We start from the raw sequence: 15226 nt of genomic DNA, 5'->3' as shown, positions 1-15226 counted from the left end.
TATCCCGCCTGATTCATGAGGTGATCTAACTCCATGAGTTTATGGAGTTAGATCAGCTTTCAAGAAAAGTCATGCCGTATTTGAATAATACAAATTAGATGCTAAATGAGCCCAACAACTCATTGGGCTCTTTATGGCATTACTCTTCTTCAACTTCGATAGGATCACCATCTTCTGGACGAATATGACGTTCACCATCCTCCGCTGGATCAACACTTGAACCATCTTTGGTAATTGCATTGTACAATTCATCTTCTTTTTTATCATCGATGAATTCTTCATCTTCAAAATCCAAAGGTTCATTATCATCATCGAAATTTAAAGGTTGTTCTTCGTCTATCATGAGTCTTTATCCTTAATAGAAATAGACTTCTTGCATACATCCCTTTTATTTCTCCTTATGAGGGAAAGATAAAAAGGCTTTAACACTGATCAAAGAAGTCTAATACATTAATTTTATAGTCAGTCATTTCAAAATAAGTTTTCATGCAGAAAATGAAGCATCACTGTAAATAATATCGTGGCTCATTTTCCTTAAACTTTAAATCAAAATGGATTCGTTAAATGCGTTTGGTCATCTGCCAGAAAGTGAAGTAAATCCTGTGCAACCCGCTCCTGTTGGGTGGCTAAGACGCCATGCGGTTCTCCCTCATATTCAATCAGGGTCGCATTTGGTATCGCTTTTTTCACCGCATGCGCACTGACTTCAATCGGTACTGTTTTATCTGCAGTTCCATGAATCACCAATAAAGGTACGGTGAACGCAGCAAGATCTGGTCTAAAATCAGTATAGGCAAAGGCTCGAACACAATCTACTGTGGCTTTAAGGCTTGCCTGCATGGCAACTTGTGTATTCCATTTAAGGAACTCATCACTAACAGCATGTTTGAGTAAGCCAACACCATAAAAGTCTTTAAAGAAATCGCTATAAAACTTTGGACGTTCAGCCAATGAACCGTACCGGGTTTGTCGGAGACTTTTTTATTTAAGTTAGGCCACCTGACCTAACGGATTAATCTTATCATAGTACATTGCTTCAAACTCAAAAGGCGATACATAACCCAGTGCACTGTGTACACGCTTTTTGTTGAACCAATCTACCCAATTTAATGTCGCAAGTTGTACATCCGCTAAACCTTGCCAATCTGCTTTTAAATATTCAATCACCTCTGTTTTGTATAAGCCATTCACCGTTTCAGCCAAAGCATTATCGTATGAATCACCTGTCGTACCGACTGATGCTCGTAAATTTGCTGCTTCTAAACGATTGGTATAGCGAATAGAAAGATATTGAACACCTCTATCGGAATGATGAATTACATTCTTTGGCATGCCTCGATCGTGCAATGCTTGCTCCAATGCATCGAGCACCATATCTGTATTCATCCGTGTAGATACTTTCCATCCAACAATTGCTCGCGAGAACACATCAATAATAAATGCAGTGTAGACCCAGCCAGAATTGGTTTGAATATACGTAAAGTCACTGACCCATAATTGGTCAGGTCGATCAGCACTAAAATTCCGTTTCACTAAATCATCTGCTCGTTTTTGATCATCTCGGCTGCGGGTAGTTTGTTTGTTCTTACCACGCCAAACACCTTGTATATCTAGCTTCTGCATCAATCGAGCAACTGTACAACGTGCAATAACATAGCCTTCACGTTTCAATTTTTGCCAGACTTTACGTACACCATATCGACCTGAACTTTCTTTCCAAATACGTTTGATTTGTTCTGCATGATGTAAATCATGCTGAGCACGTTTCGCTCGATGTTCTGGGTTATCAACGAGATCTAAAGCCCGATAATAGGTCGAAGCTGCAATCGGTAAAATTCTACAAATCGCTTCAACACCATATCGATCTTTATTGTTATGGATAAAATCCACCATTATTTGTGTGGGCGGTCGAGCTCCGCCTGGGCGAAAAAAGCGGCTGCTTTACGTAGAATTTCATTGGCACGTTTTAATTCTTTAATTTCACGTTCCATTTGCTTCATTTTTTCTTGGTCAGATATCTGTTGTACTTTGGCAGGATTTAGTTGATCCATATGCTTTAAATACCAAACACGCAATGTTTCAGGAGTACAACCAATCTTAGGTGCAATAGCTGTGATTGCTGCCCAAGTAGAAGGATAATCTTTTTCAGATTCAATTAGTAATTGAACCGCTCTTTCTCTAATTTCGGGGGTATAGTTTGGTTTTTTCATCGGAATAGTCTCTCAGAATATTGACCCTCCGACAAACCCGGTACGGTTCACAATAACCCTTCGATCATTTCCTGAAAAACTGACCCATCGACACCATCGGGATGATCTTCAGTCTTTAATAGAAAGGGTACAACGGATGAAATCAGAGCCACTTTTTTAATATCTTGTGCCTGATAGCGACTTAAGTAACGCGCGATTTCTCCACCTCCCATTGAAAAACCAACCAACGTAACATCTGTTAATTGTTTATCTTCAATGATAGCGCGCAAATCGTCTGCCAATGTGTCGTATTGATACCCAGACCATGTTTGTTCAGAGCGCCCAAAACCACGTCGATCATAATGAATGACACGATAGCCAGCGTCGACAATTTTCATCGCAATCCAGTCCCAGCTATCAGAGGATAAAGGCCAGCCATGAATTAAAATAACAGGGGCGCCCTGTCCCCAGTCTTTTATATAAAGTTGTGCTTTTACATCGAGTGTTTCATATTCATTTTCAGTGACTGACATGGGTATTATTCCTTTAAGATGGCATACCCTTTTGAATCTACGTGTGATCAGTTTAAATTGATAAAGCTAAAATGTTGATATTTTATACAGTACGTGAAACTGTGTAGACTTTACGTTTTTATGCCATAAACACTTACTCTCATGAAAAACCAGAGATCATCAATAAATTAGCCTGATGCAGTAAATATATAGAAGAAACAATCAAATGCTATGCTCATGATTCACCCACATAATTCATGCAACCTCTACATTTCGTTGCGAACTGTATTAGTTCAACAACAGTTCACCAATATTTCATTTTTTTAATCATTGTTATATTTGCCCTCATTCAGAGGTGGATCAGGAAATTTGAACAACACTTATAAGTGATATTTTGCTCCCCAAATGATGTTATAAACATCAATATATGGAGTATTTTATGGCACGTAGACCAAGAAGAAATCATTCAAATGATTTTAAAGCTAAGGTAGCACTTGCTGCGATTAAAGCAGAAAAAACACTTGCTGAATTGAGTGCTGAATTTGATGTTCATCAAAACCAAATTATCGACTGGAAAAATCAACTGATTTCAGCTTCCTCGCAAGCTTTCGATCAATCAAAAGCTCCAACAGAACCACCCATCGATCTAAAAAAACTACATGCAAAAATCGGTGAGCAGGCATTAGAAATTGATTTTTTAGAAGGTGTGTTGAAGAAACTGGGCCGCTTCAACCACAAAAGTTAATCGATGACTCACTTCAGATTTCAGTATCTAAGCAAGCTCAGCTGCTGAAAGTCTCCCGTGGTTGTTATTACTATCGCCCAAAACCTGTGAGTGCATCAGATCTGAAGCTAATGCGGTGTATGGATGAGTTACATATGCAATACCCTTTTGCAGGTAGCCGGATGATGCGTGATTTGTTGAATCGTCAAGGACATCATATAGGACGACGTCATACACGTACTTTAATGAAGAAAATGGGCATTAATGCGTTATATTGCAAACCAAATTTAAGCCAGGCTAATCAAGCTCACCGCAAATATCCATATCTGCTCAAAGGATTGGCTATTCAGCGCAGTAATCAAGTGTGGTCTACGGATATAACGTATATCCCTATGGCAAAAGGCTTTGTTTATTTATGTGCTGTGATTGATTGGCATAGCCGCAAGGTACTTGCGCATAGAGTATCGATTAGTATGGAGGTTACATTTTGCATAGAAACATTAAATGAAGCTATTGAAAAATATGGTCGACCTGAAATATTTAATACAGACCAAGGCAGTCAGTTTACCAGTGATGCATTTATTGATGTATTGAAATCAAATGGCATTCAAATCAGTATGGATGGTAAAGGTCGATGGGTTGATAATGTGATGGTTGAACGATTATGGCGGAGCGTTAAATATGAAGAGGTGTATCTCAAAGCCTACAGCAATGTTTTGGATGCGAAGAAGCAATTAAACGCATATTTTGAATTTTATAATTTGAAACGACCTCATTCGAGTCTGGACAAAATGACTCCAGATGAGTTTTACTATGACCAGCTACCACAACAAAATAAGGTAGCTTAACTAGAGCAGAGTATCACTTATAAATAAGCTTTTAGTTGTTCAAACATGTGGGACCACCTCTTTCATCATTACAACAATGAAATCATCATGAAAACAGAACTTAGTACACAACTCCCTTCAATTATGGCCATGTGGGAATTCTTTAATGAAAACCTACATTTTAAATTGTCGAAATATGAATTTACCCAAGACGGGATTAAAGTTATCTATATTGTTATGGGTACAGATCAATCCGTAGAACCACAACCTAAACGGCTTTCCTGAATTGCTAAGTACACTTAATTAAGCCTAATACTTTGTTCTTTTGAGGATTTCAATTTCTTCAACTCGCTCAATCTGGGCTAATACAATTTGACTGGATTTAGCATCATATTTATTAACCCAAGCATAAAGAATATGAGTTGTTGTCCCAAGGCGATCAGCAACCTCGGCAATGCTGTAACCTTTCTCAGTTATTTGTTTAACAGCCTCAATCTTGAACTTATCGATATATCATTTCCCAGTCATAAAACACCTCTTTAATTAGCAATATTATCTAACTTAAAGATGTCTAAAAAATCGGTAACTATTCACAAAAGGCTTGCTTGTTAGGTAATGATTTTAAAATTTGTGCATATTAATATTTTAAACTAAAAAATCAAGGTCTTATCACCTCATCATCATTATAAAATGACCCTCAGTTGAGAGTCATTTTATAATTTAAGAATTACTATAAATTATGAAATATTCAAATTTTGATTAAAAATGATTATATTTCACTAACTCATCATACGAAATTTTACCAATTCGAGGGTGTGGCTGGCTGGCCCCCTTACCTACAGCAATCATCAGGCAAATCACATGATCTTCTGGGAGTTGAATGAGTTTTGCCATTTCTTCAAAATCAAAACCATCCATAGGACAGCTATCTAAACCTTGATCTTTAGCGAGCAGCATTAAGGTCTGAGCAAATATTCCTGCGCTTCGCATGACTTCATCACGTTGTGTTTGCGGACGCCCACGATAATATTGATCAATTGCACCAACCATCATTTTCTGAATATGATCTGGAACACCAGTCCAAACTAGACTCGCATCTTTTTCCCATGTATCTTGTTTGGCACACAATACGATCAGTAATGAAGCATCCGTGACTTGTGGTTGATCCCAAGCAATCTTACGAATCTGTTGTCTTAATTCTGGATCTTCAATTAAAACTGGTCGCCAATGCTGTAAATTAAATGCACTCGGTGCATTTTGCATGACATTTTCTATAAGTTGTTTTTTATCTTTTTGAGATAACTGAAACTCTGGGTCGAAATGTTTAACTGCCCGGCGCTGCTGGATGGCATCAAGAACATTCATTTTATTTCCTTTTTGATTAGTTTTAGATCACAAGACTTTGTAACGAGTAGCAACTTTAGCTGTTGAAAACTCAGGTAATAATTTCATACGTAATTGCTGGTAATCCTTCCATTGGTTTTCATCCTGAAGCACTGGTATGGTGATATTTTCTTTCTGGTCAAAACCTACAAGTGCGGCATCGACCAAATCACTTACTTCCATCATTGGAGGTAAAGTTTTAACATCCGAGCCTGAACGTTCCCAGATTTCTGTTTTGGTGGCAGATGGAAGTACTGCCTGAATATATACCCCTTTATCTTGAAGTTCGAGACTGAGTGCTTGACTAAAATATTGAATGAACGCTTTACTGGCACCATATAAGGTTAAACCAAATTCAGGAGCAAGACCGACCACTGAACCAAGATTGATAATGGCTCCTGATTTCTTCTGGATAAATTGTTGAGAGATTGCATGGCTTAACCTAACCACAGCCATTATGTTCAGAGTAAGCAGTTGTTCTATATTTTTTAAATCCTGTTGACTGAATGCTCCATTCAGGCTCATTCCTGCATTATTGACCAAAATCTCAATATCAGTATCTTGCTGAAGTATCTGCTCAACCCTACTGATATCCTGATCTTGTGTTAAATCAGCCTGAATCACTTCGACCCCAACCTGATAGGTTTGTATAAGTTGTTCGGCAAGACTGTTTAAACGCTGAAGATCACGTGCAACCAGAATCAGATGATATCCACGCTGTGCAAATCGATCTGCATATACAGCTCCAATGCCTGATGAGGCTCCTGTAATGAGTACTTTTGATGGTGTAGTCATTTGAATTGCTCTTTTTGATGTTATTTATAATCTAAAATATTTAAATTTTGATGTCAATCGTAATCAATGTATAATTTATTTAGAAATCACGTTATGCATAAGGGTTTTAACCATGAAAGTAAGCAAAATTCAGGTGCAAGAAAATCGTAAAAAAATTATTGAAAAAGCGACTCAGCTTTTTAGGAACCACGGTTATGACGGCATCGGGATTGCAGATTTGATGTCAGGTGCGGGTTTTACTCATGGTGGTTTTTATAAACATTTCGACTCAAAAACTGATTTGGTTAGTATTACGGTCAAACATGGTGTACAGCAATTACTGCATCGTATTCATAACATTGACTTAGATCAGTTTATTCATCTTTATGTTTCTAGATCTCACAGGGATCATCGAGATCAGGGGTGTTCTTTAACTGCCTTGTCCTGTGATGCAGCTAGACAACCTGATGAAGTGAAAATAGAGTTTGAGAATGGTATAGAGCAATTAATCAGGTTTATTACTGACAATCTGCAAAAAAATCAAAAAGACAATGTAGAAGGACAACGAGAAAAAGCCATCAGTATTCTCGCTGAATCTGTAGGTGCTATTGTACTTTCAAGGGCGTGTCTAGATGATTCCGGTTTGTCTAATGAAATTCTGGACGCATGTCGAGCAAATTTATTAACCCAGAATTAATTCTTAAATTTATCCCCCATGCTCTCAAATCTAATTTCTGCGACTTAAGAGTTACATATAATCCATACTCATTTAGTTTAAAACAGGGAGAATCTATCTCCCTGCTCTATATTCATTTGCTTATTTGATCTAATGATCAATAAAACAACTGACCACAGCTCTGACACTGAAAACTGCATGCTTTTTCGATGATAGGTAATCAAATCAATACCTTAATCTTTTAATCTATTCTTCAGTTCCTCACTGATATAACATCGATCCCCATACAGCTTTGCTTCCATAACGCTGACCAATTTCTCAACCATCTTAATGTCAGCGACATGCCAATTGGATAAAATAGAACAAGCGATTTCTCCCAATTGATTCATCACAATATGTAATTTACAGCCATAGAACCATCCCATTGAGCTTTTACCGCGAGACGCAATTCTGGCTAATGATTTATGACGTTGAATCCTTTAATTTTTACAAACAGGAAGAGTGGTTAAATCAATCCATAAATAGTGACTATGCTGGTCTTTCGTTAAAGCTACATGTAAAGCGTGCAGTGCCAATTGATGCATATTGATGAGATGGATCATCCGTTGGTAACAGGGCAAGCTTTTAAATAAATATCTTTTATCCTGTTTCAACTATGGGAAAAATGCTTTGAAATTATTGAAATGAGAACACTTGTATCAAACATCAATACAGAATAATGCAGTACTATTCAACATTAGGACTAGAATTGTGATTTTGGTGTGGTAACTCAACTGATGACTCAAATTCTCTTATTTTTGAAGTCAATTTCTTATCCGCGATTCGGGTTAACTCATGTCTTGTCGTATTCTTTTCTACGGTGACTGATCGCAGCTTTAATATGCTTATCAGACAGATTTATAACAAATTTAGCCATAATTTTACGGTATATTTTCATTTCTAATTAACATACCGTAAAATATGCCGTTAAAAATAAAGACATCCTAAAACGATATCGGACACAAATGGGGAGAGTTTAAACCTAATGATTTTTAATGTTTTTAAGATTTCATCGGAAAAGGTCAAATAGAGAGATGGTGCGCTCAGCGGGACTCGAACCCACGCCACAGGCTTCGGAAACCTGTACTCTATCCAGTTGAGCTATGAGCGCATGCGTGGCACATCATAGGCAAAAAAACGCATGGGGTAAAGTAAATAAGCAAGACTAATTGCATTTATGTTTAATTAATCATCACTTTAAAATAAATTTAAGTGCTCCATACATCTTTTGCACCCTATAAAGTGAATGACTATCGTTGCAAATTTAGTTTGATTAAATCCTATTAATACACTTGGCTTATGTTTTCAGATCGATCAAAATACCGCTATTATTTCGTATTGTGAGATTTTCATGACTGATGCATTGAAGTTACACGATTTGTCCAAGACATATCGCAATGGATTTCAGGCACTTAAAGGAATTGATTTAACTGTTCCTGAAGGCGAATTTTATGCACTCTTAGGACCAAACGGTGCAGGCAAATCAACCACCATCAGTATTATTAGTTCATTGACCAAAAAAACCTCTGGCACAGTCGAGATTTTTGGACATAATCTGGACACTCATCCTTCTCATGCCAAACAATGCTTAGGCGTGGTTCCCCAAGAATTTAACTTTGGTCAATTTGAGAAAACCTTTGATATTCTCGTCACTCAAGCGGGATATTATGGCATTCCGCAAAAACTAGCAGAACAACGTGCAGAACTTTATCTGGAAAAACTAGGACTTTGGGAAAAGCGTAATATCCAGTCACGTATGCTTTCTGGCGGTATGAAACGCCGTTTGATGATTGCCCGCGCCATGATGCATGAACCCAAATTATTGATTCTAGATGAACCTACTGCGGGGGTTGATATTGAACTTCGACGTTCCATGTGGGATTTTCTGGTCGAAATGAATAATAATGGTACCTCCATCATTTTGACGACCCATTATCTTGAAGAAGCTGAGATGCTCTGCCGTCGGATCGCAATTATTGATCGCGGTACAATCAAAGAAGACACCTCGATGAAAAACTTCTTGAATCAACTCAGTGAAGAATCTTTTATTTTTGATCTCGCTTATCCAATTGAACCCTTAGATAACATTAATATTATTGGCGTTCGATTTAACCAGATTGATCCAATGACTTTAGAAGTCACTATGGATAAAGCTCATTCGCTCAATGATCTTTTCCAGCTTTTAGAAGCTCAAGGAATCACTGTTCGAAGCATGCGTAACAAATCTAATCGCCTTGAAGAACTCTTTGTCAAAATGGTCGAAAAGAATCTTCAGGGAGCAGCATCATGAATTTCACCCAATTACAAACCGCACTCTGGACATTAGTTCGTAAAGAAATTCGTCGTTTCATGCGGATTTGGCCTCAGACCCTATTGCCACCTGCGATTACCATGAGTTTGTACTTCATTATTTTTGGTAATCTCGTCGGTTCGCGTGTGGGACAAATGGCTGGCTTTAGCTATATGCAATTTATCGTCCCTGGCTTGATTATGATGGCAATTATTACCAACAGTTATGCCAACGTCTCCTCCAGTTTTTTTAGTGCTAAATTTCAAAAAAGCATTGAAGAATTAATCATGAGTCCAGTGCCATTACATCTTATTTTATGGGGCTATGTGATTGGTGGGGTGTGTCGCGGTGTACTTGTCGGGATTATCGTCACCATTATGAGTTTGTTTTTCACAGACCTTTATATCCACAATTGGTTCGTGACGATCTATACCGTTTTAGTGACCGCTTTTTTATTTTCGCTTGGCGGCTTTATTAATGCGGTTTATGCCAAATCCTTTGATGATATTTCGATTATCCCGACTTTCGTACTTACTCCGCTGACTTATTTGGGCGGTGTATTTTATGCGATTAGTGCTTTGGCTCCATTTTGGCAACATTTATCATTAATTAATCCAATCGTTTATATGGTCAATGCCTTTCGTTATGGAATTTTAGGGCAAAGTGATGTCAATGTGATGCTTTCCCTTGTCATCGTAACAATTTGCTGTGCCGTTTTATATGCGGTCGCTTACTATTTATTAGCTCGTGGTTCAGGAATGCGTGAATGAGTGTTGAACAATCTTTATTGGGTAAAGAAACTGAATATCCTACTGAATATCAGCCCAGTGTTTTATTTCCAATTGCCCGTGCCCTTTCGCGTGAAAATTATGCTGACTTGAAAGGCATTACTCAGGGTTTAGACTGGTGGCATGTTTTTGAATTGTCATGGTTGAATGCCTTAGGTATTCCACAAGTTGCGATTGGTCGTATTACGCTACCCGCGACTTCAACCAATTTGATCGAGTCTAAATCGCTTAAACTTTATTTTAATAGTTTAAATTTTCATCGGCTCGATTCAAAACAGGATTTAATTGACCTTGTAGAACAAGATTTAAGCCAAGCTGCCAATGCAAAAGTGACGCTTGAATTGTTTGATGTAGATGCGCTAGAAATTACCAAACCTCAAGGCATCTGTATCGACGAGTTAATTCCTGAGCATCTGGAAAATCATCCAAATGCTGGACTTTTAAAACTAGATGCAGAACAGCAAGATCATGTGGATGTCACACTATTTTCACATTTATTGCGTAGTAATTGTCCTGTGACAGGACAACCCGACTGGGGCACGGTATTTATACGTTTTCAAGGGCTTAAGCCTTGTTATCGTAGTGTTTTGGCGTATATTATCTCCTACCGTCAGCACAATGGCTTTCACGAGCAATGTGTAGAACAGATGTTTGCCGATATCTGGACTCACCTGCAACCCGAAAAGCTGATGGTATATGCAACATATACACGTCGTGGAGGACTGGATATCAATCCATGTCGTGTATCGGATTTGTCATGGATGCCAAACCCTATCCGATTGGCTCGACAATAAAACGAATAATTGAGGAACTTATATGCCATTTTTTGGTTTTATCCCGTCTGAATCATTGCTCAACAATATTCAAACAGGTATTCAGAAAAAAAATTCAAGTGAACCGCTTTATCCATTACGTGATGAAGTTGCTTTACAGATTAATGATGAAATTCTGGATGCAATTTTGCTTGAGCTCGTCCGTCGTTTTCCTGAAAGTGATAAGCGTGAAACAGCCGAAAAACTGGCAGGCTATGTCAAATCAACAGTTGCTGTTCTACTTAAACAACTATTAAGTAAAGCACCGAACGATGTGGTTAAACAGTCCATCGAATTTTCTGAACATAGTTTACATAAAGACCCAGAAGGTCGTTATCGTGTCGGTGAAGATCTTGATCCGACACTGGTGACCAATCTTAAAAATAGCTTTGCTGAAATCAAAGCAGGAAACGAGGTCGATCGTCGCGTATTGTCTGAGCAATACAAACAATTTGCTGATGCTACAATTCGTCATTTCATGATTGATTTCAATAAAACCCTAGATTTAGGCATGATCAAACGTAAAGGTGCCGATATTGGCGCAGCAGCGGTGACAAAGGCCGTACATATTGCCATCGATAAGCTCATTCCTCATTTGCACAAAGAGGAAATTAATGCCTTGGCAGAATATCACGACACATTATTTTTCAATTGATTGATCGTTATAATAGAATCTTCATCGAAAACTCGGCAAAAGTCGGGTTTTTTTATTGCAAAATATGGATATACATTGCCTAAAACAGCAGTTATGTTAGCATGCGCCAAGCATTGATTGACCCTGTATAAAATCGCATGTCTCCAAGTTCTCAATACAAATTTTTACGTCAAGCACCCCGTGATGGCTTAAGCACAGCTATGCAACCTTCACGCTTTCAAAAATTACATATTGACCCTTGGCTATGTACTTTTTTAATTCTCAATGCCTGTCTGGGATTGACCGTTTTATATAGCGCCTCCGCACAGGATGTTGGACTGGTCACCAAGCAAGCCATGAGTTTTGGTATCGGATTTGCCGTGATGATCACCTTGGCTCAGATCCCACCCAAAGTTTATCAAGCCTTTTCACCGTATTTTTATGCGTTTGGGGTTTTATCACTGATCTCCGTCATGGTATTTGGCGAAATTCGTATGGGTGCAAAACGTTGGATTGATATTCCAGGGTTTGGAAGTGTACAGCCCAGCGAATTTATGAAAATTGGCATGCCGATGATGATTGCGTGGTTTTTATCACGTAAACCACTGCCCCCAAGTTTTATGAATGTCATCCTCTCTTTGGTGTTAATTGGTATCCCTTTTCTACTAATCGCTGAACAGCCTGATTTGGGAACTTCTGTGCTCATTTTGGCCAGTGGTATGTTTGTACTTTTTCTCAGTGGACTATCTTGGAAAATGATTGGAGCCGCGCTGATTGGTGCTGGCATTATTATTCCAATTGCATGGGAATTTTTACTACATGACTACCAAAGACAGCGCGTACTCACTTTGCTTAATCCTGAAGCGGATGCTCTTGGTACAGGCTGGAACATTATCCAATCTAAAACAGCCATCGGTTCTGGTGGCTTTTCAGGAAAAGGCTTCCTTGAAGGCACTCAATCACATTTACACTTCTTACCTGAAGGTCATACTGACTTTATTATCGCGGCATTTTCAGAAGAGTTTGGTCTGATCGGCGTTACTATTTTAATCCTTCTTTATTTTGCCATTATTTTTAGAACTTTCCAGATCGGTATGAACTGCTTCCATAACTATGGGCGTTTGGTTGCTGGTGCATTAGGTTTGTCCTTTTTTGTTTATGTATTTGTAAATGCAGGCATGGTCAGTGGTATTTTACCTGTAGTCGGTGTGCCTTTACCTTTTATGAGCTATGGCGGAACGGCAATTATTACCTTAATGGCAACTTTTGGACTGGTGATGTCCATTCACACTCATCGTTGATGGGTCACTCTATAATTAGGAAAACTTTAAATCATGTTGAAACTGGTATTGAAAAAACCATTGAAACAATTTTGTCTTTTTAGCGGTTTTCTTGCCGCAGCAGTATGTGCTGAAGCCAATGAATTTATAAATGATCCCAATTACGCAGCATTTAAACAAAAAACCATGTCCAAATATGGTCTAAGTGCCGAACAAATTGATAGTGCGATGAATGGCGCGCGAAACTTACCTAATATTTTAACCATTATGACCCGCCCTGGTGAAAGCAAACCGTGGTATGACTATAAAGCAATGTTTCTCAGCGAAGGAACGATTCAACGCGGTGTACGCTTTAAAAATCAGTATGCAGATGTGCTCAATCGCGCTGAACAGCAATTTGGCGTCCCTCAGTCCGTTATTTTGGGCATTTTAGGGGTTGAGACGGGTTATGGTGCCAATAAAGGCTCTTTCATCACCCGAGATGCATTAGCGACACTGGCATTTGGATACCCACGTCGTGCGGAGTATTTTGGTGATGAACTGAGCTCATTGCTAGCATGGACGTATAAAGAAGGCTATCCAACCAATAGTATTGTAGGTTCTTATGCAGGTGCGATTGGCTATCCACAATTCATGCCAAGCAATATTACCAAGTACGGCGTGGATTACGATGGCAGCGGGCATATTGATTTAAGAAATTCCGCAGAAGATGCCATCGCCTCTATTGCAAATTATCTGGCTCAAAATGGCTGGCAACGTAACCGACCGATCGGATTTGCAGCACGTTATACAGGTTCTAATCCCGACAGTGTGATTGCCAAAGATCTGACCCAGCCCGTTCCCTACGGCACATTAAAAGATCAGGGCGTAACCCCACTTAATCCGATTATCAAAATCGATAATCTAGATCTGGTAAATGTCATTCAACTTCAAGAAAATTATGGGCCTATGTACTATATTACCTACCCTAATTTCCAAGTGATCACGACCTACAATCGAAGCAGAATGTATGCGACTGCCGTGTGGTTATTGGGTACTGAAGTTGCAAGCCGTTAACACTAATTTTTAAATAAAATACAAAAGTCAATAAAAAAATTTGAGCAATCGCTCACAAAAAACGCTTTTTAAATATATTGTTACAATATTGATTATTTATTAACCGTTTTTTGTGAGTTTTTGTCCTTTTTGTAACTTTTTTCTAGCAAAGACTAGACACCATGATTGAGCGCTGAATATTATCCTCCACCATAAAGCAATTGCAAAAGTGAATAATTTAGACACTTTTCGCTTTATTTTTTTAGGAATCCGCCTGAATTAAAAAGCGTTCTTTGTGTCTGTAGGAGTTTAAGTAATGCAGTTTTCGCTAAAATATGCCTTAGCGCTCACAGTCGGACTGGCAGTTACGCAGTCACAGGCTGAAATGATGCCAGCAAGCCCTCTTTCAAATGATACTGAAAGTTCAAGCCTTGCAGCACGTGTGCTAAACAAACAGTCTCAAAGTTTCAATTCACATTTTTCAAATTTGAATAGTCTTTCAATCACCGAAAGTTCTGGTGACAAAATTCGTCGTCAAACCATTGCGGCAAAAATTGAAGTTCCTGAAGATGAGCCTTCAGTGATTGAAAAATTAAATACAGTTGCATCAAACACTGTTCGTAAATTTACGCAAACAGGTGTTGCATCTTGGTATGGTCGTCAGTTTCACGGTCGTAAAACAGCCAGTGGTGATACATTCGATATGAATGAATTAACAGCAGCCCATCGTAGCTTGCCGTTAAACTGTTACATTCGAGTGACCAATAAAGACAATGGTAAAAGCGTTGTTGTGAAAGTTAACGATCGTGGTCCTTTCCATGGTAATCGTGTGCTTGATTTATCTTATGGCGCAGCAAAACGTATTGGCATTACCAGTGCAGGTACTGCTAAAGTCAGCATTGAACGTGTTGATGGTCCAAATTCTTAATCCTTAGCACTCCTATTCACTGCTTTTATAGAGCCGCTTCATGTGGCTCTTTTTTTCATTTTCTAAGATGAAAATTATCTCGACAAGCATTATTTTTTCCTCTCTCAAACGCTTAATTCTGACGTTTTTTGTACAGATTATTTTTATATTTAATTTTATTTTGCTATTTGCTCATCATTTGCGATTAGAGCCATTTAGTTTTAAAAAAGCTACCCTAATATTGTTTTTATCAAATATTACGTTTATACGCGTTTTAAACGCGCTAATACGCCAAATATTTCGAGCAATTTTACGGTGTGTCGTATTTTTCTTTAAAATTGCATGATTTTGAACGT

At 38.4% G+C, this 15226-nt stretch carries 16 protein-coding genes, 1 tRNA gene, 2 pseudogenes and 1 other annotated feature; of the genes and pseudogenes, 10 read left to right on the top strand and 9 right to left on the bottom strand.

Annotation, left to right across the window (positions count from 1 at the left end; translation table 11 throughout):
• Positions 1-139 precede the first annotated feature (139 nt).
• The 4 genes from EGS47_RS13785 to EGS47_RS13765 all read right to left on the bottom strand — a co-directional run bounded on the left by EGS47_RS13785 (position 140) and on the right by EGS47_RS13765 (position 2722).
• Positions 140-343, bottom strand: a complete 204-nt coding sequence (locus tag EGS47_RS13785; protein ID WP_004988443.1) for a hypothetical protein — start codon at positions 341-343, stop codon at positions 140-142.
• Positions 344-546: 203 nt separating this feature from the next.
• The gene (locus EGS47_RS13780; RefSeq protein WP_228711814.1) at positions 547-951 is read right to left on the bottom strand and encodes an alpha/beta fold hydrolase; all 405 of its coding nucleotides are present in this window, start codon (positions 949-951) and stop codon (positions 547-549) included.
• A 39-nt stretch (positions 952-990) separates the two neighbouring features.
• Positions 991-2210 (bottom strand): IS3 family transposase gene (locus tag EGS47_RS13775; RefSeq protein ID WP_125269079.1). Its coding sequence is split into 2 segments (ribosomal slippage): positions 991-1934 and positions 1934-2210, totalling 1221 coding nucleotides; the frame shifts between segments, so codons are not numbered across the junction.
• Positions 1819-1935 (bottom strand) — a sequence feature (AL1L pseudoknot). (Overlaps the previous gene by 117 nt.)
• Before the next feature lie 47 nt (positions 2211-2257).
• On the bottom strand, positions 2258-2722 hold the full coding sequence (locus tag EGS47_RS13765) for an alpha/beta fold hydrolase (RefSeq protein WP_228711812.1): 465 nt from the start codon (positions 2720-2722) through the stop codon (positions 2258-2260).
• A 418-nt stretch (positions 2723-3140) separates the two neighbouring features.
• Here EGS47_RS13765 and EGS47_RS13760 point away from each other — a divergent pair.
• Together EGS47_RS13760 and EGS47_RS18450 are read left to right on the top strand one after the other, a co-directional pair.
• Positions 3141-4273, top strand: a protein-coding gene (locus EGS47_RS13760) for an IS3 family transposase (RefSeq protein ID WP_223235881.1) whose coding sequence is annotated in 2 segments (ribosomal slippage) — positions 3141-3393 and positions 3393-4273 — 1134 coding nt in all. Because the reading frame shifts where the segments join, the coding sequence is not laid out codon by codon here.
• A gap of 45 nt (positions 4274-4318) precedes the next feature.
• Complete coding sequence (locus EGS47_RS18450; RefSeq protein ID WP_171455403.1) at positions 4319-4537, top strand: hypothetical protein; 219 nt, start codon at positions 4319-4321, stop codon at positions 4535-4537.
• 96 nt (positions 4538-4633) lie between these two features.
• Here the strand turns inward: EGS47_RS18450 and EGS47_RS18925 are convergent.
• The 3 genes and pseudogenes from EGS47_RS18925 to EGS47_RS13745 form a co-directional block, all read right to left on the bottom strand.
• A pseudogene (locus EGS47_RS18925) lies at positions 4634-4762 on the bottom strand (transposase); the annotation flags it as partial.
• A 249-nt stretch (positions 4763-5011) separates the two neighbouring features.
• A complete protein-coding gene (locus EGS47_RS13750) occupies positions 5012-5617 on the bottom strand; it encodes a nitroreductase family protein (protein WP_005004793.1) in 606 nt (201 codons plus the stop codon).
• A 27-nt stretch (positions 5618-5644) separates the two neighbouring features.
• Positions 5645-6430, bottom strand: a complete 786-nt coding sequence (locus EGS47_RS13745; RefSeq protein WP_005004794.1) for an SDR family NAD(P)-dependent oxidoreductase — start codon at positions 6428-6430, stop codon at positions 5645-5647.
• Positions 6431-6542: 112 nt separating this feature from the next.
• Here EGS47_RS13745 and EGS47_RS13740 point away from each other — a divergent pair, with 112 nt between their 5' ends.
• The gene (locus EGS47_RS13740; protein ID WP_005004795.1) at positions 6543-7106 is read left to right on the top strand and encodes a TetR/AcrR family transcriptional regulator; all 564 of its coding nucleotides are present in this window, start codon (positions 6543-6545) and stop codon (positions 7104-7106) included.
• A gap of 215 nt (positions 7107-7321) precedes the next feature.
• Here the strand turns inward: EGS47_RS13740 and EGS47_RS13735 are convergent.
• Positions 7322-7783, bottom strand: a pseudogene (locus EGS47_RS13735) (IS982 family transposase); the annotation flags it as partial.
• Positions 7784-8159: 376 nt separating this feature from the next.
• A tRNA-Arg gene (locus EGS47_RS13730) sits at positions 8160-8235 on the bottom strand.
• A gap of 240 nt (positions 8236-8475) precedes the next feature.
• Between EGS47_RS13730 and EGS47_RS13725 the strand changes: the two genes are divergently transcribed.
• The 7 genes from EGS47_RS13725 (at position 8476) to EGS47_RS13695 (ending at position 14891) form a co-directional block, all read left to right on the top strand.
• On the top strand, positions 8476-9414 hold the full coding sequence (locus tag EGS47_RS13725; RefSeq protein ID WP_004988582.1) for an ABC transporter ATP-binding protein: 939 nt from the start codon (positions 8476-8478) through the stop codon (positions 9412-9414).
• On the top strand, positions 9411-10184 hold the full coding sequence (locus tag EGS47_RS13720) for an ABC transporter permease (protein WP_004988590.1): 774 nt from the start codon (positions 9411-9413) through the stop codon (positions 10182-10184). Before EGS47_RS13725 ends, EGS47_RS13720 begins: the two co-directional genes overlap by 4 nt.
• On the top strand, positions 10181-10996 hold the full coding sequence (queF, locus tag EGS47_RS13715; RefSeq protein WP_125269733.1) for an NADPH-dependent 7-cyano-7-deazaguanine reductase QueF: 816 nt from the start codon (positions 10181-10183) through the stop codon (positions 10994-10996). The genes EGS47_RS13720 and queF overlap by 4 nt, the downstream gene beginning before the upstream one ends.
• A gap of 22 nt (positions 10997-11018) precedes the next feature.
• Positions 11019-11669, top strand: a complete 651-nt coding sequence (locus tag EGS47_RS13710) for a hypothetical protein (RefSeq protein ID WP_004988601.1) — start codon at positions 11019-11021, stop codon at positions 11667-11669.
• Between the two features lie 137 nt (positions 11670-11806).
• Positions 11807-12949: a rod shape-determining protein RodA gene (gene rodA, locus EGS47_RS13705; RefSeq protein ID WP_004988605.1), complete on the top strand. Its 1143-nt coding sequence runs from the start codon at positions 11807-11809 to the stop codon at positions 12947-12949.
• A gap of 33 nt (positions 12950-12982) precedes the next feature.
• Entirely contained in the window at positions 12983-13984 is a 1002-nt protein-coding gene (mltB, locus tag EGS47_RS13700) for a lytic murein transglycosylase B (RefSeq protein WP_004988606.1), read from the top strand.
• Positions 13985-14279: 295 nt separating this feature from the next.
• The gene (locus EGS47_RS13695; protein WP_004988609.1) at positions 14280-14891 is read left to right on the top strand and encodes a septal ring lytic transglycosylase RlpA family protein; all 612 of its coding nucleotides are present in this window, start codon (positions 14280-14282) and stop codon (positions 14889-14891) included.
• Positions 14892-15226 lie beyond the last annotated feature (335 nt).

The organism is Acinetobacter sp. FDAARGOS_515 (assembly GCF_003938865.1).
In the GTDB taxonomy this organism is placed as follows: domain Bacteria; phylum Pseudomonadota; class Gammaproteobacteria; order Pseudomonadales; family Moraxellaceae; genus Acinetobacter; species Acinetobacter ursingii.
Note: the sequence above shows the minus strand (reverse complement) of the source record. Positions and strands in the feature narration are given on the sequence as shown.

Excerpts from the sequence above, each read along its gene's own strand:
- EGS47_RS13740 (WP_005004795.1), top strand. The coding sequence starts at position 6,543 with ATGAAAGTAAGCAAAATTCAGGTGCAAGAAAATCGTAAAAAAATTATT.
- EGS47_RS13765 (WP_228711812.1), bottom strand. The coding sequence starts at position 2,722 with ATGTCAGTCACTGAAAATGAATATGAAACACTCGATGTAAAAGCACAA.
- EGS47_RS13695 (WP_004988609.1), top strand. The coding sequence starts at position 14,280 with ATGCAGTTTTCGCTAAAATATGCCTTAGCGCTCACAGTCGGACTGGCA.
- EGS47_RS13785 (WP_004988443.1), bottom strand. The coding sequence starts at position 343 with ATGATAGACGAAGAACAACCTTTAAATTTCGATGATGATAATGAACCT.
- mltB (WP_004988606.1), top strand. The coding sequence starts at position 12,983 with ATGTTGAAACTGGTATTGAAAAAACCATTGAAACAATTTTGTCTTTTT.
- rodA (WP_004988605.1), top strand. The coding sequence starts at position 11,807 with ATGTCTCCAAGTTCTCAATACAAATTTTTACGTCAAGCACCCCGTGAT.
- EGS47_RS18450 (WP_171455403.1), top strand. The coding sequence starts at position 4,319 with ATGTGGGACCACCTCTTTCATCATTACAACAATGAAATCATCATGAAA.
- EGS47_RS13725 (WP_004988582.1), top strand. The coding sequence starts at position 8,476 with ATGACTGATGCATTGAAGTTACACGATTTGTCCAAGACATATCGCAAT.
- EGS47_RS13720 (WP_004988590.1), top strand. The coding sequence starts at position 9,411 with ATGAATTTCACCCAATTACAAACCGCACTCTGGACATTAGTTCGTAAA.
- queF (WP_125269733.1), top strand. The coding sequence starts at position 10,181 with ATGAGTGTTGAACAATCTTTATTGGGTAAAGAAACTGAATATCCTACT.
- EGS47_RS13745 (WP_005004794.1), bottom strand. The coding sequence starts at position 6,430 with ATGACTACACCATCAAAAGTACTCATTACAGGAGCCTCATCAGGCATT.
- EGS47_RS13750 (WP_005004793.1), bottom strand. The coding sequence starts at position 5,617 with ATGAATGTTCTTGATGCCATCCAGCAGCGCCGGGCAGTTAAACATTTC.
- EGS47_RS13710 (WP_004988601.1), top strand. The coding sequence starts at position 11,019 with ATGCCATTTTTTGGTTTTATCCCGTCTGAATCATTGCTCAACAATATT.